Raw genomic sequence first — 20,223 nt, 5'->3', positions numbered from 1 at the left:
TGTTCTGGTGCCGGGGGTGTGGGGGGCTCAGGCCGCCTTGCGCAGGAAGCCCTGCTGCGCGCCGTTGCGGTTCGGCGCGAAGCCGTTGGCCGCCAGCGATTCCTCGACGGTGTCGTAGAACACGCCGATCTTCGAAATCTCGCGCGCCTGCTTGGCGGTGGCGATGGGGCGGCCGAACTGGCGCGAGATGGCCACCAGCTGCTCGACCTGCGCCACCGTGCCCATCTTGGCGGAGCGCGACTGGTTCCAGAGGTTGTCCTCGATGCCGCAGCGCACGTGCAGGCCCATGGCGATGCCCATCATGTTCACGGGCAGCACGTTGCGCATGGAGCTTTCCACCGTGAGCACCGCGCCGTCGGGCACGGCGCGCACGAAGTTGGCCAGGCTGTAGATGTTGGGCACGTCCATGCCGCCGCCGATGGCCACCCAGTTCATGACCAGCGGGCCCTTGTAGACGCCGCGGCGCATCAGCCGCTCGACCGAGTCGAAGCTGTTGATGTTGTAGCACTGGAAGGCGCTCTGGATGCCGGCCTTGGTGAGGCGGCGGATGTGCTCTTCGGCCCAGCCCGGCTGCGCGGGCACGGTCATTTCCTTGTAGGCGCGGTAGACCTCGGGGTCTTCCATCGAGGTGCCCCGGGTGTCGGCGTCGTCCCAGTGCTCGACCACGTTCATCTGCGAGGTGTTGATGGTCACCGTCACCTGGTCGGGCGTGGGCTCCAGCTCGGCCAGCATGTGGCGCGTGTCGTCGCTGAGCCACTTGGCGGCGGCGCCTTCGCTCTCGGGCGCGAAGCTGATCGAGCCGCCCACCTGGATGATCATTTCGGGCACGGCCTTGCGCACGCCGGCGATCAGCTCGTTGAACTTCGACAGCCGCTTGCTGCCCTTGCCGTCGAGTTCGCGCACGTGCAAATGCAGCACGGTGGCGCCGGCGTTGTAGCAGTCGACCGCCTTCTGGATCTGCTGCTCCATCGTGACGGGAATGTCTTCCGGAAAGTCGGCGGGCACCCACGACGGTGCGTAGGGCGCGGCGGTGATGACCAGCGGCTGCTGGTTTTCGGGGAACAGATGGCCGTCGAGAAAATTCATGGCAGGACCTCGGGAGAAAGGAAGAAGGAAGGGAGAGGGCGCAGGACGTGCCCGCTCAGAAGACCGCGTCGCCGACGATGCCGGCGCGTTCCATCTTTCGATGGCAGGGCGGGTAGTCCATGACCGCGTAGTGCTGGGTCGAGCGGTTGTCCCACATGGCCACGTCGCCCGGTTGCCAGCGCCAGCGCACCTGGTACTCGGGGATCTGCACTTGGCTCACGAGGTAGGCCAGCAGCAGGGCGGCGCCGGGCTGGTAGTCCTGCCCGTAGCGCACGTTGGCCGGCGTGTGGAAGTTGGTGAAGTGGGTCGTGAAGCCGTTGACGAACAGGATCTTCTCGCCCGTGTCGGGGTGCGTGCGCACCACGGGGTGCTCGGCGTCGGGGAACTGGGCCTTCAGCGCCAGGCGCTTCTCGATCGGCATCGCGGCACCGAAGGTGGCCTCGATGCTGTGGCGCGCGCGCAGCCCCGCAATCTGTTGCTGGATGTGCGCGGGCAGCTTCTCGAAGGCCAGCGCCATGTTGGCCCACATGGTGTCGCCGCCCACCGGCGGGCACTCGACGCAGCGCAGCACGCAGCCGAAGGGCGGCTTCTCGCGCCAGGTGGCGTCGGTGTGCCAGCTGTTCTCGTAGCGGTCGACCGGCGTCTCGGGGTTCTTGTAGATGCGCACCAGGCCCGGGTGCTCGGGGTCGCTGCCCACCACGGGGTGGTCCTCGAGCTCGCCGAAGTGGCGGGCGAAGGTGACGTGCTCGGCGCGCGTGAGTTCCTGCTGGCGGAAGAACAGCACCTTGTGCTGCACCAGCAGTGCGCGGATCTCGGCCGCCAGGCCGGCGTCGCGCGAGGCTTCGGCCAGCGACACGTGGCGCAGTTCGGCGCCGATGGCACAGGTCACGGGGTGGACCTGGAGGCCGCGTGTGTGCACGGCGGGGGCCCCGTTCGAGAGGCCTGGCTGGATCGTGGAACCCATGTGTCTTGTCTCCTGTGCCGGTCGTGGGGTGCCGCTGTGCGGCGGTGACCGTGCTGGAAGCAAGAATAGGTCGGGGCCCCTGCGCGCGCCCCCTCCTCGCAGGAGGGGGAGGCGGCCCTGGAGGGGAGGGAGAAACCCTCAGTGCCCGGCGGCGAGCCCTCAGTGCCCCGCGGCGAGCAGCCCCAGGATGCGCGCGCGCTGCACCACCTGCGTGCGGGTGCCGGCGTCGAGCTTGGCGAACAGGTTCTTCACATGCCACTTGACGGTGGTTTCGCCCACCTGCATGGCGCGCCCGATTTCCTTGTTCGACAGGTTGCGCGCCAGCAGCACCAGCACCTCGCCCTCCTTGGGCGTGAGCACGGCGCCGGGCGACGCCGGTGTTGCTGGCGCGGGTGCCGGCGGCACGGCCGGTGCGAGGGGCGCGACCGCGATCTCGGCCTGCGCGCCCTCGGCCGCGAGCGTGCCGACCCAGGCGCCCAGCTCGGGGTGCGCGTCGGAGAACACGCGCTGCAGCCCGTAGGCGCGCGCCAGGTCCATGGCCTCGCGCAGCAGCGCCTGCGCCGGCTGGCCGCAGCGCTCCAGCGCCAGCGCGCGCAGGCCCAGCAGCTCGATGTGCAGGCCGCCCTGCTTGCGCTGGCGCGCCTGTTCGTCGGCACGCGCCAGCTTCGCGAGGGCGTCGGGCCAGTCGCGCGCGGCGATGGCCGCGTGGGCGCGCGCCACGTCGCGCAGTGCTTCCACGCTGCGCCGCCACAGCGGGCCCTGCGGCAGTGTGGGGTCGGCCAGTTGCGCGTCGATGCGCTCGCACAGCTCGCGGCAGGTCTGGGCGCGGTGGCGCTGCGCGTGCAGGCGCACCTGCTCGGCCAGGCTGGCGATGCGCAGCCGCGGCAGGCGCCGCGCGGCACCGGCCGCGTCGAGTGCGTCCAGCAGTTCCAGCGCGCGGTGCTCGGCGCCTTCGGCCGCCGCGATGCGCGCCGCCGTGCGGTAGGCCTGCAGCAGCGACTCGGGCAGGCCGCTGTGCTCCAGCACGTCGAGGCGGTCGGCCAGCAGCGTGGCGGCGTCGCCCGGCAGGTCGCGCTCCCAGGCCACCGACGCGAGCAGCGCGGCCAGGTTGCAGCTGAAGCGGTGGCGCCGGCCCATCTCGGCCTCGGCGCCGGCCACGGCGGGGCGCAGCAGCTGTTCGGCCAGCAGCACCTGGCCCTCCCATGCATAGCTCAGGCCGATGACCAGCTCGCTCCAGCGCCGGATGTAGTCGACGCCGTGGCCCGGGTGCCCGCGCAGGGCCTGCTGCTGGCGCAGGCGTGCGAGCGCGGGCTCGCCCTCGAGCAGCGCGCGGTAGGCCATGCGGTTGGCGTGCGACTGCAGCAGCAGCGGGTCGGTCAGCGGCACGGCCTCGGTCCAGGGCGCGTGCAGCTCGACGAAGCGGTCGGGGTCGTCCGCGAACACGGCCGCGCCGCCGAGGATCAGCGCGCATTCGCAGCGCAGTGCATCGCTCACGCCGGGCTGCGCCAGGATGCGCGCCACGAAGCGGCCGGCTTCTTCATGCCGTTCGCTCGATGCGAGCGTCCATGCCGCGGCCAGCAGCAGGCGCGGGCGGCGGTCGAGTTCGTCGGCCGGCATCTGCGCCATCCATTCGAGCACCGTGGCCTGCCGGCCGCGCCGCATGAGCGATTCGTAGAGGCTGCGCTCCGCGAGCTCGTAGGCGGTCTGGTGCTGGCCCGCGCTCAGCGCGTGGTGGGCGGCCTCGTCGAGCAGCTCGTGCGCGGCCAGCCACTGCGCCGCACGCGCATGCGCCGCCACCTGCTCGGCCGCGTCGAGCGCGGCAAAACGCTGGCGCAGCACGTCGCGCGCCAGCGCATGCATGCGCAGCCACTCGCCCCCTTCGGCGGCGGCGAACACCGGCGTGTCGTTGCTCAGCCGCGCCAGCCGCGCCGCGGCGTCGTCGACGCCGGAGACGGCACGGCACAGCTCGGGATGCAGCAGGTCGAGCACGGCGATGCGGGCCAGGAAGTCGCGATCCTGCGGGTCGAGGTTCACCAGCAGCAGCCGCACCAGCTCGCCCTGCAGCTCGCCGGCGGCGGCCGTCATGTCGCCCAGCACCGTGTGCGCAGCGTGCGCGTCGGCCCCGCGCGCGATGATGGTCGTGGCCAGCTGCAGGCCCAGCGGCCAGCCTTCGGTGAGCTCGTGCAGCCGGGCGGCGGTGTTGCGGTCGACACGCGCGCCGAAGCGCGCCTGCACCAGCTGCAGCGTCTCGTCGAGGCTGAACTTCAGCAGCGCCGGGCCGATCTCCACGCACTGCCCGTAGGCCACGAGGTCCTCGATGTCGAGCCGGCCGTCGGGGCGCGTGGCGATCAGCGTGCGCACGTTGGGCGGCGCGTTGCGCAGCAGGTAGGCCAGCGCCTCGCGCGAGGCGGGCGGCAGGCGGTCGGCCTCGTCGATGACCAGCACCACGTTCAAGGCCGCCTGCGCCAGTTCGGCCAGCAGCGCCGTGACGCTGCCGAGCGTGCCGGGCCGGTCGTCCTGGAACAGGCTGCGCCCGAACGCGGGGCGGCCCATGGCGACGCGCAGCGCCAGCGCCAGGCTCTGCACCAGCCGGCCCGGGTCGTCCTGGCTCTGCGCCGAGACCCAGCCGACCGGCACGCCCAGGCCCAGGTACTCCAGCCGCCACTGCGCCAGCAGCGAGGTCTTGCCGAAGCCCGAGGGCGCCTGCACCACGCACACGGCGTGGTCGCGCAGCGCGTCGGCGCTCGACAGGAGCCGCGCGCGCGAGACCAGGTGACGCGGGACACGGGGCGGCGTCACCTTGAGCAGCAGGTCGCGCGGGGCGCCGCTCGCATCGGGGGGCGGGAAAGTGGCCAAGGCTCGTTCGTGCGCGTGGAGGGAAGAACGGGCCCGATTCTCCACGTCAATCGCGCGAGGCCGAAGCGCGGCGCGGCGCCCCCCGCCGCGCGCGGCTGGCTTTCGCGCTGCAGCCGTACTGCGCATGGAACCAGCGCGACAGTCCGCTGGGCGCACAGAAGCCGAGCAGGCCCGCGACCTCGGCCAGCGGGCGGTCGCCCTCCAGCACATGACGCACGGCGAGTTCCTTGCGCACGTCGTTGACGATGGCTGAGAAGCTCTGCCCGTCGTCCGCGAGCCGGCGCTGGATCGTGCGGCATTCCACGCCCACGTGCGCCGACACCTGCGCGATGCTGCAGCGCCCGCTGGGCAGGAGCAGCAGCACCGCGCGCCGCACGTCGCCCGGCAGCGCGTCGCCGGGCGCCGGCGCCGCCGCGTCGAGCAGTTGCCGCGCATAGCGCGCCATGGCCGGGTCGGCCGAGGGGTTGGGCGCGTCCAGGTCGTCGCGCGCGCAGACGATGCCGTGGAAGTCCTGGTCGAAGGCGACGGCCGCGCCCAGCACGCGGTGGTGCGTGCGCAGGTCGCGCGGCGCGGGGTGCGCCAGGCACACGCGCCGGGGCTGCCAGTCGGCGCCGAGAAACTGCCGCAGCAGGCGCAGCATCACGCCCAGCGCCAGTTCGATGCGGTGGCGCGTGGCGCGGTGCGCCTTGCCGGGTTGCACTTCCTCGCGGATGACCACCACCTGGCCGAAGGCCTCGACCATCAGCGACAGCGAGCCGTTGAGCAGCGGCTGGTAGCGCATCAGCACGTCGAGCGAATCGCGCAGCGTCGGCTGCTCGCGCACCAGCAGGCCGACGGCCCCGAGGTTCGACAGCCGCCGCCCCTCGGCCATGCACAGCCCGAAGCTGTCGTTGCCCGAACGCTCGGCCGAGGCCTGCAGCAGCGCGGCGACGCGGTCGACCGGAATCATCAGGTCGGGCTCGTCCAGCACGCGAGGGCTCAGGCCGGCGTCCAGGAGCATGCGCGCCGGGTCCAGGCCGCCGGCGCGGGCGACCTCGCGGTAGTGGGTGAGGCTTGCCGCGCGGACCAGGGAAGACATCGCAAGTCCGCACGTGGCAGTTCTCAGGGCACGAGCACGGTGGCGCCGGTGGTCTTGCGGCCCTCGAGCGCGCGGTGCGCTTCGGCGGCGTCGGCCAGTGCGAAGCTCTGCTGGGGCTCGCTCACGATGCGGCCGGCCAGCACGTGGTCGAAGAGTTCGTCGGCCATGCTCAGCATGTGCGGGCGCGGGTGGATGTAGTGCACCATCGCCGGCCGCGTGAGCCAGATCGAGCCCTTCGCCGCCAGCAGCTTGGTGTCGAGAACCACGGCGCCAGAAGACGTGCCGTTGCTCACCAGAGTGCCGCGCGGCTGCAGGCAATCGAGCGAAGCCTCCAGCGTGTCCTTGCCCACCGAGTCGTACACCACGGGCACGCCCTTGCCCTCGGTGATCTCGCGCACACGCTGGGCGATGTTCTCGCGCGAGGTCACGATGGTGTGCGTGCAGCCGTTGGCCTTGGCAACCGCAGCCTTCTCGTCGGTGCTCACGGTGCCGATCATCGTGACGCCCATCGCACGCGCCCACTGGCAGGCGATGAGACCGACGCCACCCGCCGCTGCGTGGTACAGGATCGTCTCGCCACCCTTCAGCGGATAGACCTGGCGGAACAGGTACTGCGCCGTCATGCCCTTCATCATCAATGTGGCGGCCGTGCGATCGGAGATGCCGTCGGGCAGCGGGATCAGCACATCGGCAGGCATCACGCGCACCTGTGAATACGCCCCCTGCGGCCCGATGAGATAGCCCACGCGATCACCCACGCGGATGTCGGTCACGCCCGGCCCCACGGCTTCGACCACCCCCACGGCGTCGGAACCGAGCCCGTTGGGCAGCGCGAGCGGATAGCGCCCGGTGCGGAAGTAGATGTCGATGAAGTTGACGGCGATGAGGCTGTGGCGCACGCGCGCCTGGCCCGGGCCGGGCTCGCCGACCTCGACGTGTTCGAGCTTGAGCACGTCGGCGCTGCCGGTCTCGTGGAAGCGGATGGCCTGGTTCATGGTGCGTCTCCTGGAGTGTGTGGGGGCTGCATGGAACGGATTCTTGCGGCGCGTGGCGGCGGCGGGAAGCGTGGTCTTGGCGATGTCCCAAATTGGCAAATCGATGCCCCAATAAAGCAAGAAATGCGGACGGGGTGCGCCGGATACTGACGGCATCGGCCCACCGAGGCCTGCAAGACAACAACCGGAGACACCCCATGAAACTGCTGCAATTTGGACGCGCCGCCGCCGTGGCGCTGGTCGGATGCTCGATGGCCCTCGGGGCCTGGGCGCTGGGCGACAAGCCCGTCAAGCTCATCGTTCCCGCGCCGCCGGGCGGCACGATGGACATCGTCGCCCGCGTCGTCGGGCAGCAGATGGCGCTGGACATCGGCCGCCCCGTGATCGTCGAGAACCGCCCCGGCGCGGGCGGCTCCATCGGCCTGCAGGCCATGCTGCAGGCACCGGCCGACGGCAACACCATCGTGATGGCCGCGAGCAACGTGCTGGCCGAGACGCCGCAGGTCGTGAAGATGCCCTTCGATCCGCTGAAGGACGTGGTGCCCATCGGCTCGGTGGCGCGCTCGGGCGTGGTGCTCGTCACGGCCGCGAACTTCCCGGCCAAGGACTTCCAGGGCCTCGTCGCCGAACTCAAGACGCGCAAGGGCAAGGCCAGCTTCGCCAGCTACAGCCCCGGCACCGTGTCGCAGTACGCGGGCCTCATCCTTAGCGACCGCGCCGGGCTCGACCTGCAGCACATCGGCTACCCTGGCTCGCCGCCCGCGCTGCAGGACCTGCTGGGCGGCCAGGTCGACCTGATGTTCGACGGCATGCTCACCTCGATGCCGCTCATCAAGGCCGGCAAGCTGCGTCCCTATGCCTTCACCGGCAAGACCCGCTCGCGCTTCCTGCCCGACCTGCCCACCACCACCGAGCTCGGCTACCCCGACCTGCAGTTTCGCGGCTGGGTCGGCTTCATCGGCTCGGCCAAGCTGCCGGCCGACGTGATGGCCAAGCTCCATGCCGCGATCGAGAAGGCCGGCCAGGCGCCCGCCGTGCAGCAGAAGCTGCTCGACGTGGGCCTGGAGCCCGAGCTCAGCGTCGACACGCCCGCGCTCATCGCCGAGACGAAGGCGCTGTCCGAGCGCAACGCGGCCATCGTCAAGAAGTACCGCATCCAGGCGAACTGAGCGGCACGCGCCATTCCATCGGAGACCCCTCATGAAGATCAGACCCCTCACGCCGTCCATCGGCGCCGAAATCTCGGACGTCCACCTGGGCGAGGCCTCGCGCGACCCCGAATGCTTTGCGTCGATCCGCGCCGCGCTGCTCAAGCACAAGGTGCTTTTCTTTCGCGGCCAGGACATCGAGCGCGCCGAGCACGTCGCTTTCGCACGCTGCTTCGGCGAACTGGAAGACCACCCTGTGGTCGGCAGCGACCCCGAGCACCCGGGCCTCGTGCGCATCTACCGCAGCGACAACAAGCACAGCTACGAGAACACCTACCACTGCGACGGCCTGTGGCGCCAGAGCCCCGCGATGGGTGCGGTGCTGCGCTGCATCGAATGCCCCGAGGTCGGTGGCGACACCATCTGGGTGAACATGGTGCAGGCGCACGACGAGCTGCCCGACGAGATCAAACAGAAGATCGGCAAGCTGCGCGCCAAGGCCAGCATCGAGCATTCCTTCGGCGCCGTGATGCCGATGGAAGCGCGCCTCAAGCTGGGCCAGGACCATCCGCCCGTGGAGCACCCCGTGGTGCGCACGCACCCCGAGACCGGCGAGAAGGTGCTCTACGTGGGCAGCTTCACCACCCACTTCGTGAACTACAGCACCCCCGAGAACGTGCGCCACGGCATCGACAAGACACCGGGCGCGGCGCTGCTGCTGAACTACCTGCTCAGCCGCGCCACCATTCCCGAGTACCAGGTGCGCTGGTCGTGGCAGCCGGGCGACGTGGTCGTCTGGGACAACCGCAGCACGCAGCACTACGCGCTGAACGACTACTGGCCTGCGCCACGAAAGATGGAACGCGCCGGCATCGTCGGCGACGTGCCGTACTGAACATCGCCCCCGCCCCGCAACCTGACAGACGCACGCCATGAACTTCCTCGACGGCCACCTCTTTCCCGAAAACCAGCAGCCGCTGATCATCACCGCCGCGCCCTATGCACCGGGCTGGCTTCCTTCCGACTTCCCGGGCGAGATCCCGGTCACGATGGAAGAGCAGATCCAGAAGGCGGTCGACTGCTACAACGCCGGCGCCACCGTGCTGCACCTGCACGTGCGCGAACTCGACGGCAAGGGCAGCAAGCGGCTGTCGAAATTCAACGAGCTGATCGCCGGCGTGCGCGCGCGCGTGCCCGAGATGATCATCCAGGTGGGCGGCTCGATCAGCTTCGCCCCCGAGAGCGAAGGCGCCGCGGCCAAGTGGCTGAGCGACGACACGCGCCACATGCTGGCCGAGCTGGAGCCCACGCCCGACCAGGTGACGGTGACGGTCAACACCTCGCAGATGAACGTCACGGAGCATGCTGAGCTGGCCGACTTCAAAGGCACCTCGCGCGAGATCCCGGCCATCTTCGAGGCCTACAAGGAGATGACGGTGCCGGCGCAGCCGGGCTGGGTCGAGGAGCACATCCGCCGCCTCACGAAGGCCGGCATCCAGAGCGCCTTCCAGTGCTACAACATCAACAGCTTCGAGTCGGTCGAACGGCTCATGCGCCGCGGCGTCTACAAGGGCCCGCTGGTGATGAACTGGGTGGCCATCAGCGGCGGCATGGACGCGCCGAACATCTACAACCTGGCCAACTTCGTGCGCGCCGTGCCCGACGGCGCCGTGCTCACGGTGGAAAGCTCGGTGCGCAACGTGCTGCCCGTGAACATGATGGGCATCGCGATGGGCCTGCACGTGCGCTGCGGCACCGAGGACGTGCTGTGGAACCAGACGCGCACCGCCAAGATCGGCACCGTGGCGCAGATCGAGCAGCTGGTGGCCATTTCGCGCCAGTTCGGCCGCCCCATCGCCACGGCGCAGCAGGCGCGCGAGATCTCGAAGATCGGCGTCTTCTACGAGACGGCCGAAGAGTCGCTCGCCGCCAACGGTTTCGCGCCGAACCGCAACGGAGGCAACCAGGGCTTCCTGCGCAAGGCGGCCTGAGAAGGACGATGGCGATCATGACGAGGCGTTTCACGCATGCCGCTTGGCGCCTGCTGGAGGGCATCGCACATGCCCTGCGCCACGAAGACCTGCTTCAGAACGCGCGCACCGCGCCCTGAGCCACCGCGCCGGCCGTCTGCTTGCTCCACTGCGAGGCGCTGCAGCCGAAGTGGTGGCGGAACCAGTGGCTGAAGCTGCTGGGCCCTGAAAACCCCAGCAGCTCCGCCACCTCGCTCAGCGGCAGGTCGCTGTCGCGCAGGTGGCGCTTCACGAGGTCGGAGCGCACATCGTCGAGCAGGCGGCTGAAGGTGAGGCCTTCGGCCTCGAGCCGGCGGTGCAGCGTGCGACGGTCCACGCGCAGGTGCCGCGCCACTTCCTGCGCGGTGCAGCCGCCGCCGGGCATCAGCGCCAGGATGAGTTCGCGGCAGGCTTCGCGCGTGCTCTCGCCGCGGTCTTTCAGCGCGGCTTCGAGGTACTCGCGCGCGAAACGCGCCACGCCCTGGTCGCCCGATTCGCGCGGCTTGCGCAGGTCGGCCGCCAGGCACACGAGGCCGTTGAAATCCTGGTTGAACTTGACGTTGCGACCGAAGAAGGCACGGTGCGCCGCCATGTCCGCCGGCGGGCGGTGCGTGAAGCACACCTGCTGCGGGCGCCACTGCGGATCGATGAGCTCGCCGAGGATGCGGAACATGATGCCCACGGCCAGCTCCATCGACTGGCGCATCGGCAGCCCGGGGCTGGGCAGCAGGTCTTCCTGGATGATGACCATGTCGCCGGTGTCCTCGAGGCGAAAGCTCAGCGAGGCGTTCACCAGCTTCAGGTAGCGGCCCAGCGTGTCGAGCGCGTCGCGCGGCGTGGGCTCTTCCTTGAGCACGACGCTGATGGGGCCCAGCGCCGACAGCTTGCGCTGCGCCGCCAGCCGCAGCGCGAAATCTTCGGTGCGCGTGGCGCGCGCGGTGATCTCGAGCAGCTCGCGCACCGCGTCGCCGGGGATCAGCGTCTCGGGGTGCTCGAGCAGCTGCGCCTTGAGCCCCACGGTGCGCATGAAGGCATGCGGGTCGCGGCCGAGCGACTGCACCAGCTCCACGTAGCCGCTGAGGCTCGCGCTGCGCATCAGTCGACCGAGGTGCTTCATGGTGGCTTCTTTGGCAGAGGCCCCGTGTTCACTCGGGGCTGATCTTGAGTTGCAGTTTCTCGATGATGGCCCGATTGTGGGCGGTCGTGGCGTCCAGCGTCTGGCGCAGCTGCTGCAGCGTCGCCTCGCGCGGCGGATCGTAATTCTGCGCGAGCAGCGCCTCGCGGAACTTCGGCGCCTGCACGGCCCGGGCCACCTCGGCGCGGATTTTCTCCTGCAGCGCCGGCGGCATGCTGCTGAGCACGAACACGCCCACGCTCGCGTCGGGCATCACGAAGTCGGGCAGACCCAGTTCGCCGAAGGTGGGCACGTCGGGCAGGAAGCGCGAGCGCTTCGATGAGGCCACGGCCAGCGCCTTGATCTTGCCGCTGCGGATCAGCGAAGTGACGTTGCTCACCACCTCGAAGGTCAGCTGCACCTGGTTGCCCATGAGGTCGACCAGCGCCGGCGCCGAGCCTTTGTACGGCACCACGAGGATGTCGTTGCCGCTGCGCGCGCGCAGCATCTCGCCCAGCAGGTTGGAGCGCGTGCCCGTGCTCAGGTTGGCCACGCTGACCGAGCGCGGATTCTGTTTGGCATGCGCCAGCAGGTCTTTCACGGTGTTCGGCGGGAAGCCGGCGTTGGCCACCAGCACATGGAACATGCCCGTCACCTCGCCGACGTAGGTGAAGGTCTTGAGCGGGTCGAAGGGCGTCTTCACCGTGAGCGGAATGTCGGACAGCACGCTCGACGGTCCGACCATCAGCGTGTAGCCGTCGGCCGGCGCGGCCATCAGCGCGCGCTCGGCGATGACGGCGGAGCCGCCCGGCTTGTTGTCCACCAGCACGGTCTGGCCGAGGTTCGTGCGCAGCTGTTCGGCGAGCAGCCGCGCCGCCGCGTCGGAGATGCCGCCCGGCGGCGCGGGAACGATCAGCCGAATGGGCTTGTCGGGCCAGGCCTGGGCCGAGGCCGTGCCGCAGCACAGCGCGGCCAGGAAGAGAAGGGAGGCTCGCAGCAGATGCAGACACATGAAGTTCGTCCTCAGGTGGAAGAGACAAAGGCGTGCGGATTCTGTGGCGCCACCGCTGCTGAATGCTTGGCGCCACGCGTCGGCCACTTACCGGATCGCGACAGCGACACCTGTCTTTGCACGCGCCGTTTCAATGCCCCAGAAAGACAAAACCGCGCCCCCGATGAGCAAGAAGTTTTCGCAGCTGCGCCAGAAACTTTGGCTGCAAGCGCAACCTTTTCACCGGAGACAACCCCATGAACTTCCTCGACGGCCACCTGTATCCCGAGAACCAGCAGCCCCTGATCATCACGGCCGCGCCCTATGCACCGGGCTGGATTCCCGCCGACTTCCCGGAAGACATTCCGGTCACGATGGAAGAGCAGATCCAGAAGGCGGTCGACTGCTACGAGGCCGGCGCCACCGTGCTGCACCTGCATGTGCGCGAAGCCAACGGCAAGGGCAGCAAGCGCCTGTCGATGTTCAACGAGCTGATCGCCGGCGTGCGTGCGCGCGTGCCCGAGATGATCATCCAGGTGGGCGGCTCCATCAGCTTCGCGCCCGAGGACGACGGCGCCGCCGCCAAGTGGCTCAGCGACGACACGCGCCACATGCTGGCCGAGCTCACGCCCAGGCCCGACCAGGTCACGGTGACCGTCAACACCACGCAGATGAACGTGACCGAGCACGCGGGCCTGGACGACTTCAAGGGCCTGTCGCGCGGCGACCCGCGGCTGTATTCGACCTACCGGGACATGATCGTGCCCTCGAACCCCAGCTGGGTGGAAGAGCACATCCGCCGCCTCACGGCCGCGGGCATCCAGAGCGAGTTCCAGTGCTACAACATCAACAGCTTCGAGACCATCGAACGCATGATCCGCCGCGGCGTTTACAAGGGTCCGCTGGTGATGAACTGGGTGGCCATCAGCGGCGGCATGGACCAGGCGAACATCTACAACCTGGCCAACTTCCTGCGCGCCGCACCCGACGGCGCGGTGGTCACGGTGGAGAGCTCGGTGCTCAACGTGCTGCCCGTGAACATGATCGGCATCGCCCTGGGCCTGCACGTGCGCTGCGGCATCGAGGACGTGCTGTGGAACCAGACCCGCACCGGCAAGATGAGCTCGGTCGAGCAGATCAAGCAGCTCGTGCGCATCGCCACCGAGTTCGGCCGCCCCATCGCCACCGCGCAGCAGGCGCGCGAGATCATGCAGATCGGCGTGTTCTACGAGACCACCGAAGAGACGCTGCAGGCCAACGGCTTCGCGCCCAACCGCAATGGGGCGCAGCAGGGCTTCCTGCGCAAGCCGGCCTGATACCTCTGTCTCGGGGGCGGTTGACGTACCGACTGGTCAGTCGGTAGACTGGGGCCGATCGCGCAGCTCACCGGGCTTCACCGGGCTGCAGGCATCGCACAGAAAGCCCCCCGATGAGCGAGAACTTCGCAGCCGAACTCCATCGCCGAGCGACCACGGCCCTGCAGGCCGGGCGCGCCGATGCGCAAGGAGAGGGCGACCGCGTGCCGGTCGGCCAGTACACCGACGAAGCCATCGCACGCGACGAGCGGCGGCTGCTGCAGCGGCATCCGCAGCCGGTGGCCGCCAGCGCGTCGCTCGCGTCGCCCGGTGCCTGGCTGTCGCTCACGCACACCGGCGTGCCGCTGCTGCTGGTGCGCCAGGAGAACGGGCAGGTGCAGGCGTTTCTCAACGTGTGCCGCCACCGCGGCGCGCGCGTGGTGCCCGAAGGCAGCGGCAGTGAAGCGCGCGCCTTCGTCTGCCCGTACCACGCATGGACCTACAAGCCCGACGGCGCCTTGCGCGGCGTGCCCGAGTCCTTCGGCTTTCCCTGCCTGAAGCAGGACGAGTCGGGCCTGCGCCGGCTGGCCACCGTCGAGCGCGCGGGCGTGGTCTGGGTCGTATGCGATCCGTCGCAGGCGGACAGCGACCCCGGCGCGCACCTGGGCCCGCTCATGGACAACCTCGAGTCGCTGGCCGGGCTGCACGCGCCCGTGGCCTATGCGCCGCGCGCGTACGAGGTCGAGGCCAACTGGAAGCTGCTGGTCGACGGTTCCTTCGAGGCCTACCACTTCAAGGTGGCGCACCGCGAGACCATCGCCCACATGTTCCTGCACAACCTGCAGGTCATCGACGAGTTCGACCTGAACCGGCGCCTGTACCTGCTCAAGTCGAAGTTCCAGGAACACCGGCCCGACGCCGCCGGTTTCGATCCGCGCCGCTACGGCAACCTGACCTACTTCTTCTTTCCGAACACGACCATCCTTGTGCAACCCGACCACGCGCAGCTCAGCATGCTGGAGCCGCTGGGCGCCACGCGCACGCGCGTGCACGAACTCACGCTGATTCCCGAGGCGCCGGCCTCGGAGAAGGCCACGGCGCACTGGGACGCGAACGTGGCGCTGTACCGGCGCACGCTCGCGGAAGACTACGCACTGGCCGAATCGATCCAGGCCGGGCTGGCGTCGGGCGCGAACGACGCGCTCAGCTTCGGCACCTTCGAGTACAGCGCGCCGCGCTTCCATGCGCAACTCGCGCAGCAGGTGGCGGCCATGCCGGCCGCACGCTGACGCGGACGGGTGTCGCGCGTGCAACAACCAGACCACAAGACACAAGAAAGAATGGCGCGCATCGCGTCTGATCGCCGGTCGCGTCTTCGCGGCATGCGCTCTTCTGCGTGACGCCTTCCAGAACCGCCGATGGCCACCCTTGCCCCTTCCCGTAAAGAAACGATCCTGGCGCGCGCCGAGCAGCACTTTGCCGACCATGGCTTCCAGGGCGCGTCGCTGTCGGCCATCGCGCGCGACTGCGAGGTCGGCAACCCGGGGCTGCTGCATCACTTCCCGAGCAAGGAGGTGTTGTACCGCGCCGTGCTCGAGAAGCAGGCGGAGGACCTGACGGCGCGCATCTGCAAGCGCGTCGAGGCGGCCCCCGACCTGCCCGCGCGGCTGCAGGCCTTCGTCGCGCTGCAGGTCGAGTGGATGCACGCGCGGCCCACGGGCTTCAAGCTCGTCACGCGCGAACTGCTCGACAACGCCGAACGCATCCAGCATGCGCAGACCCGGCCGCTCGAAGGCTTCCTGCAAGCCAGCCTGGGCCTGGTGGCCGCAGCGCAGGCGGCCGGCCTCGTGCGCGACGACCTGTCGGCCGTGGTGGTGCTGACGCTCATCTTCGGCACGCTGAACTACGCCAAGATGGCGCGGCCCACCTTTGCCAAGACCTTCGCCGAGCCCGCGCTGAAGAGCGACACGGCCTGGATGAAGGCGATGGCGCGCGACGTGCTGCGCGTCATCTCGCCGCCCTGATTTTTTCTTTCTTTCCCAGCAACCCCGACCAAAGGACGTTCCCTTGAAAACCCGCATCACCGAACTCTTCGGCATCCGCCACCCCATCATCCAGGGCGGCATGCACTACGTCGGCTTCGCCGAGCTGGCCGCGGCCGTCTCCAACGCCGGCGGCCTGGGCATCATCACGGGCCTCACGCAGAAGACGCCCGAGCTGCTGGCCCGCGAGATCGCGCGCTGCCACGAGATGACCGACAAGCCCTTCGGCGTGAACCTCACCTTCCTGCCGACCTTCGCCTCGCCGCCGTACCCCGAGTACATCGCGGCCATCGTCGAGGGCGGCATCAAGGCCGTGGAAACCGCGGGCCGCAGCCCCGAGGCCTACATGCCGGCGCTGAAGGCCGCGGGCATCAAGGTGATCCACAAGTGCACCTCGGTGCGCCACGCGCTCAAGGCCGAGCGCATCGGCTGCGACGCGGTGAGCGTCGACGGCTTCGAGTGCGGCGGCCACCCCGGCGAGGACGACGTGCCCAACATGATCCTGCTGCCGCGCGCGGCCGAAGAACTGAAGATCCCGTTCGTCGCCTCGGGCGGCATGGCCGACGGCCGCAGCCTCGTGGCCGCGCTCGCCCTGGGCGCCGAGGGCATGAACATGGGCACGCGCTTCATCGCCACCAAGGAAGCGCCGGTGCACGCCAACGTGAAGCAGGCCATCGTCAACGCCTCGGAGCTCGACACGCGCTTGATCATGCGTTCGCTGCGCAACACCGAGCGTGTGATCAACAACGCGGGCGTGGAGCGCCTCATGGAGATCGAGCGCGCCAAGGGCGACGCGCTGAAGATCGACGACATCATGGACCAGGTCGCCGGCATCTACCCGAAGGTGATGACCGAGGGCCACATGGACGCCGGCGCCTGGAGCTGCGGTATGGTGGCCGGGCTGATCCACGACGTGCCCAGCTGCGCGGAGCTCATCGACCGCATCATGGCGCAGGCCGACGAGCTCATCGCCAAGCGCCTGGCGGGCATGCTGAGGGGTTGAGCTTTCAGTAGGTCACCGTCACGGTGATCGTGCTGCTGTAGGGGCCCGGCGCCACGTACTGGCCGGGCGGAATGCGGCCGTAGACGGTGTAGTCCCTCGACACCGTCGTGCCCAGCACGGAGGCCGTGATGTTGTAGCTGTCCGAGACGTTGCTGGCGTTCCAGACAGTACCGTGCGTGTTGGAGGTGTAGAGGTTGTAGCCCAGCGGCGTGCTGCTGACCGGGCCCACCATCTGCCGGCTGGTGATGGCGCCGGCCGAGCCCGCGTCGAGGCCGATCGTGTAGGACAGGTTCACCAGCAGGGCGACCAGGGAAGTGACCTTGCCGACGACGGTAATGGTCGTGGTGTTGTCCTTGGGCGTTGCAACGGCGGGATCGTAGTTGCCGAAGGCCAATGGCGTTGCTGCAGTGACCGTGACAGTGCAGGTGAACACTCCCAGGCCCGTGCACGCGGCCCGCGACGCGCCCGGGGCCAGCAGCCCCGCCAGCGCCAGCACGACCGTCAGCGCGGGGACGACGACACGGGTTCGCATCGGTAGGGCCCCATTGAAGGCAAGGCGCCGGCGGCGCGGTCGGGCGCGCCCAGCGTGAAGCGGCAATGCCCACTCTTCCATCGCGCCTCGAAGCGTTCGTTCGGCTGCGGGTCGTCGACCGACACGAGGCCATGAAAGCCCGACAGCAGCGAGGTGCCACGCGCCGGTCGCATCACGTCGATGCCCGGCGGCAGCGGGCTGCCGTCGGGCAGCAGCACCGTGACGTTCGCGATGGCCTCGCGCGCGATGTCGAAGCTGGCCTGCGCCACGCCCTTGTAGCGCGGCACCACGCGCAGCACGTCGCTGCGCACCTGCGCCTCGATCGGCAGATCGCCGTTGTCGATGCTGATGTGGTTGGGCTCGTAGGCGCGCAGGCCCGAGACGACGGCGCGGCCTTCGCTGTCGGTGGTGGTCCAGGGCTGGTTCTCGCGGTAGACCTTCACGCCGGCGGCGCCGGGCACGGTCACGAGCGCGAAGGCGTCGTCCGACTGGCGCGTGGCAAAGCCCACGCCGCCCGCGAATCCCACGGCGCCGCTGGCGCGCAGGCGCACCGCGGTCTGGCCCTGGGCGCGCGCAGCTTCGGCCGTCAGCATGCCGTAGCGACCGCGCCAATCGACCGCGGCTTCGCTGCGCGCGTTCTCGCCGTCGGCGGCGCGCAGCCGGTAGCCCCAGCCGGTGTCGTTGGGCGGCTGCTGCACCCACTCGGCCACGGCCGAATGGCCGCCCGGCTTCTGATGCTGCACCGAGAGCGTGGTGTGCTGGCGATCGCCGAGCGTGAAGCTGAGGCTCACGTTCACCGAGGTGATGGAACGCTTGCCGTCCTGGCGCGTGTGGGCCACCGAGGTGCCGAGCCAGGCGTTGCCGCCCAGGCCGATCGACCAGCTGGCGGTGGTCACGCCGATGTGCTCGCCGGTGTTGTAGCGCAGCCGCGTGTGGCTCGCGCCCAGCGTGCCGTAGCGGCCGAGCGAGCGGCCTGCGAAGAGCTGCGTCTGCGCGTCGGTGTGCACGGGGCTGTCGTGCCAGGCGATCTGCGTGAAGCCGCGGCTGGCCACCTGGCGGCTCACCGAGAAGTTCCATTCGTCGCTGGTGCGCGTGTAGGCAGCGCGCCAGAGGCGGCCGCTGTCGCCGTCCCTGCTGCGGCTGGCGGCGCCGTGCAGCGAGAGTTCGCCGAGCGTGCCCCAGACCCAGGTCACGCCGGCGCCCGCGGTCTGGCTGCGCGAGCTGGCCTCGCCGCGCGCCTCGACGGTCACGCCGTCGTTCACGCCGTGGCGCCAGGTGCCGGCGACGAAGGGCGGGCCGTAGTCGAAGCTGCGCTCGCCGTAGCGCAGGCGTGTCCAGCCGGCTTCGAGCGAGTAGTCGGAGAGACCCGCGCGCAGCAGGTTCGAGCTCACGTAGTAGGGCGTGGTCACGGTGCGCTGCACGCCCAGCGCGTCGGTGACGGCGAAGCGCATCTCGCCCGCGCCGGTGAGCACGGGCACGTCGCTGAGCGCGAAGGGGCCGGCGTCCACACGCCGTTGATAGCGCAGCGTGTCGTTCACATACACCTCCACCGCCGACGGCACGGCCGCGCCGCCGCGCAGGGTCGGCATCGGGTAGCTGATGAAGCCGGGCTGCAAGCCGAAGCGGGTGCCGAACTGCACACCGCCGAAGCGAAAGGGCGTGGACCACGCGGCGGCCTGCGTGATGGTGTCGCCCACCGTGAGGCGCGTGAGCCGCGCGGGGTCGTCGCGGCGGAAGTAGCTGTCCAGCCGTGTCGTGCCGCGCCCGCCGAATGCGGACTGGCCGGCGACGAGGCTCGTGCCCACCAGGCCCCAGTCGCCCGAGGCCGCCGCATCGAAGTAGCCCGAGGCGCGCGTGCCTTCGCGGTCGTGCTGCAAGGCCAGGTCGTAGTTGAGAAAGGCCCCGAAGGCCGACGCCGACAGCGGCGGGCGGTCGCCGGCGTGCGCATGCACGGTGCCCAGCGTGAACGCCTCGGCGGGCACGCTCAGGTCCACGCTCTGCGCGCCTTCGTCGAGCTGCAGCTGCGCGCCGGGCAGCGCGCGCAGGTCGTAGTAGTCGGTGCCATCGCGCTGCAACGCCGCGGTGGCGGGCCGCACCAGGCGCCAGGCCGCGAAGTCGGGCGCCGATGCCAGCAGCTGTGCACCGCGCCGCAGCAGCGGCCGTGGCGCGGGCTGGCTCAGGCCGTTGATGCGCACATCGAGGATCGCGGGCTGCACTTCGCCCGCCACGTCAGTGGGCGAAGTCTGTGCGCAGGCCACGCGCAGGCCCAGCCAGCCGCAGCAGACCCAGAGGCTAGCGTGGCGTGGCGGGCGCACGGGGCACGCGCACGGTGGCGCTGGACGACGCCTCGGGGGCATCGGTGGCGGCCTCGACCTGCAGCCGGGTGTCGGGCGGCAGGGCGGGCAGTTCGATGTCGATGCCGGCCGACTGCCCGGCCAGCGCGTACTGCGACAGGCTCTTGCGCAGCAGCTCGGTGCCGTCCTCGCGGCGCACCACGAGCTGCGTGACCTGGATGTGTTCGCTGCCCTGGTTGTCGAACACCAGCCGCCAGGCGGTGCCTGCCGTGCCGGTGGCGCGCCCCGAAGGCTGCAGCGACCATTGCAGCGCGCGGCGCAGCTGCAGCGGCGGCACGAAGATCGGCACGCCGATGCGCAGCAGCGTCTGCACCTTCGCGCCCTCGGTGCCGTCCGCCAGCAGGGCCTGGTCGCGCGGCAGCTGGCGCAGGAAGACGCGGTAGCTGCGCTCGCCGGCGTCGGCCGGCACCTGCAGCCCGAGGCGCACGATCTGCCGCCCGCCCGGCGGCAGGCGGAAGATGGCCGGGTTGACCAGCACGTCGCGCGTGGGTTCGTAGGCATCGCGTCCGTCCTGCTGCGACCACGCCACCACCTCGGCCTGCACGGCGACCTCGGTGTCCTCGGCGTTGCCCATGGTGAGCGAGGCGACCGGGCGCTGCGGCGTGAGCACGATGCGCAGCGGCGCCACGCTGAGGCTGGTGGCCGCGGCGGGAGCGGGAGCAAGGGCGGCCAGCAGCAGGCCGGCCCCCCATGCGACTGGCAGCAGGGCGCGACGCATGCCGTGGCGGCCTGCGGTGAAGGCGGTCAACGGCGCCC

Annotated in this window: 17 protein-coding genes; 7 read left to right on the top strand and 10 right to left on the bottom strand. The window is 70.1% G+C overall.

Features of this window, described 5'->3' with window-relative positions; all coding sequences use genetic code 11:
- Positions 1 to 27 precede the first annotated feature (27 nt).
- From ACAM42_RS26775 to ACAM42_RS26755, 5 genes are all read right to left on the bottom strand, one after another.
- Positions 28 to 1,086, bottom strand: coding sequence for a 3-keto-5-aminohexanoate cleavage protein (locus ACAM42_RS26775; protein WP_062482971.1), 1,059 nt, complete (start codon positions 1,084 to 1,086; stop codon positions 28 to 30).
- Positions 1,087 to 1,141: 55 nt separating this feature from the next.
- The gene (locus ACAM42_RS26770; protein ID WP_070062062.1) at positions 1,142 to 2,050 is read right to left on the bottom strand and encodes a TauD/TfdA family dioxygenase; all 909 of its coding nucleotides are present in this window, start codon (positions 2,048 to 2,050) and stop codon (positions 1,142 to 1,144) included.
- Between the two features lie 159 nt (positions 2,051 to 2,209).
- Positions 2,210 to 4,906, bottom strand: coding sequence for a LuxR C-terminal-related transcriptional regulator (locus tag ACAM42_RS26765; RefSeq protein WP_369629942.1), 2,697 nt, complete (start codon positions 4,904 to 4,906; stop codon positions 2,210 to 2,212).
- A 46-nt stretch (positions 4,907 to 4,952) separates the two neighbouring features.
- On the bottom strand, positions 4,953 to 5,984 hold the full coding sequence (locus ACAM42_RS26760; protein ID WP_369629941.1) for an AraC family transcriptional regulator ligand-binding domain-containing protein: 1,032 nt from the start codon (positions 5,982 to 5,984) through the stop codon (positions 4,953 to 4,955).
- Between the two features lie 23 nt (positions 5,985 to 6,007).
- Complete coding sequence (locus ACAM42_RS26755; protein ID WP_095746616.1) at positions 6,008 to 6,979, bottom strand: quinone oxidoreductase; 972 nt, start codon at positions 6,977 to 6,979, stop codon at positions 6,008 to 6,010.
- Between the two features lie 197 nt (positions 6,980 to 7,176).
- Between ACAM42_RS26755 and ACAM42_RS26750 the strand changes: the two genes are divergently transcribed.
- Genes ACAM42_RS26750 through ACAM42_RS26740 form a run of 3 tightly spaced genes read left to right on the top strand, consistent with a single transcriptional unit; the run spans position 7,177 to position 10,118 of the window.
- A complete protein-coding gene (locus ACAM42_RS26750; protein WP_369629940.1) occupies positions 7,177 to 8,148 on the top strand; it encodes a Bug family tripartite tricarboxylate transporter substrate binding protein in 972 nt (323 codons plus the stop codon).
- 31 nt (positions 8,149 to 8,179) lie between these two features.
- The gene (locus tag ACAM42_RS26745; RefSeq protein ID WP_070062067.1) at positions 8,180 to 9,022 is read left to right on the top strand and encodes a TauD/TfdA family dioxygenase; all 843 of its coding nucleotides are present in this window, start codon (positions 8,180 to 8,182) and stop codon (positions 9,020 to 9,022) included.
- Between the two features lie 37 nt (positions 9,023 to 9,059).
- Positions 9,060 to 10,118, top strand: a complete 1,059-nt coding sequence (locus tag ACAM42_RS26740) for a 3-keto-5-aminohexanoate cleavage protein (protein WP_070062068.1) — start codon at positions 9,060 to 9,062, stop codon at positions 10,116 to 10,118.
- Between the two features lie 94 nt (positions 10,119 to 10,212).
- Here the strand turns inward: ACAM42_RS26740 and ACAM42_RS26735 are convergent, their stop codons facing one another.
- Both ACAM42_RS26735 and ACAM42_RS26730 read right to left on the bottom strand, forming a co-directional pair.
- Positions 10,213 to 11,253: an AraC family transcriptional regulator gene (locus tag ACAM42_RS26735; RefSeq protein WP_062477242.1), complete on the bottom strand. Its 1,041-nt coding sequence runs from the start codon at positions 11,251 to 11,253 to the stop codon at positions 10,213 to 10,215.
- Between the two features lie 28 nt (positions 11,254 to 11,281).
- On the bottom strand, positions 11,282 to 12,262 hold the full coding sequence (locus ACAM42_RS26730; protein WP_369629939.1) for a Bug family tripartite tricarboxylate transporter substrate binding protein: 981 nt from the start codon (positions 12,260 to 12,262) through the stop codon (positions 11,282 to 11,284).
- A gap of 236 nt (positions 12,263 to 12,498) precedes the next feature.
- On the opposite strand from ACAM42_RS26730, the gene ACAM42_RS26725 reads away from it, so the two are divergent.
- The 4 genes from ACAM42_RS26725 (at position 12,499) to ACAM42_RS26710 (ending at position 16,581) form a co-directional block, all read left to right on the top strand.
- Positions 12,499 to 13,557: a 3-keto-5-aminohexanoate cleavage protein gene (locus tag ACAM42_RS26725; RefSeq protein ID WP_095948779.1), complete on the top strand. Its 1,059-nt coding sequence runs from the start codon at positions 12,499 to 12,501 to the stop codon at positions 13,555 to 13,557.
- A 113-nt stretch (positions 13,558 to 13,670) separates the two neighbouring features.
- Positions 13,671 to 14,825 carry an aromatic ring-hydroxylating dioxygenase subunit alpha gene (locus ACAM42_RS26720; RefSeq protein ID WP_369629938.1) on the top strand — a complete coding sequence of 385 codons (1,155 nt, stop codon included), beginning with the start codon at positions 13,671 to 13,673 and terminating at the stop codon, positions 14,823 to 14,825.
- A gap of 129 nt (positions 14,826 to 14,954) precedes the next feature.
- On the top strand, positions 14,955 to 15,560 hold the full coding sequence (locus ACAM42_RS26715; protein WP_095948777.1) for a TetR/AcrR family transcriptional regulator: 606 nt from the start codon (positions 14,955 to 14,957) through the stop codon (positions 15,558 to 15,560).
- A gap of 43 nt (positions 15,561 to 15,603) precedes the next feature.
- The gene (locus tag ACAM42_RS26710) at positions 15,604 to 16,581 is read left to right on the top strand and encodes a nitronate monooxygenase family protein (RefSeq protein ID WP_062477251.1); all 978 of its coding nucleotides are present in this window, start codon (positions 15,604 to 15,606) and stop codon (positions 16,579 to 16,581) included.
- A gap of 4 nt (positions 16,582 to 16,585) precedes the next feature.
- Here the strand turns inward: ACAM42_RS26710 and ACAM42_RS26705 are convergent, their stop codons facing one another.
- Genes ACAM42_RS26705 through ACAM42_RS26695 form a run of 3 tightly spaced genes read right to left on the bottom strand, consistent with a single transcriptional unit; the run spans position 16,586 to position 20,215 of the window.
- Positions 16,586 to 17,113 (bottom strand): spore coat U domain-containing protein, encoded by a 528-nt coding sequence (locus ACAM42_RS26705; RefSeq protein WP_369629937.1) that lies wholly within the window; start codon positions 17,111 to 17,113, stop codon positions 16,586 to 16,588.
- The gene (locus tag ACAM42_RS26700) at positions 17,083 to 19,428 is read right to left on the bottom strand and encodes a fimbria/pilus outer membrane usher protein (protein ID WP_369629936.1); all 2,346 of its coding nucleotides are present in this window, start codon (positions 19,426 to 19,428) and stop codon (positions 17,083 to 17,085) included. Before ACAM42_RS26700 ends, ACAM42_RS26705 begins: the two co-directional genes overlap by 31 nt.
- Positions 19,406 to 20,215, bottom strand: a complete 810-nt coding sequence (locus tag ACAM42_RS26695) for a molecular chaperone (RefSeq protein ID WP_369629935.1) — start codon at positions 20,213 to 20,215, stop codon at positions 19,406 to 19,408. Before ACAM42_RS26695 ends, ACAM42_RS26700 begins: the two co-directional genes overlap by 23 nt.
- Positions 20,216 to 20,223: the final 8 nt, after the last annotated feature.

Source organism: Variovorax sp. V35 (assembly GCF_041154465.1).
Lineage (GTDB): Bacteria > Pseudomonadota > Gammaproteobacteria > Burkholderiales > Burkholderiaceae_C > Variovorax > Variovorax boronicumulans.
The sequence above is the reverse complement of the archived record's forward strand: the minus strand, read 5'-3'. Positions and strand labels throughout refer to the sequence as shown.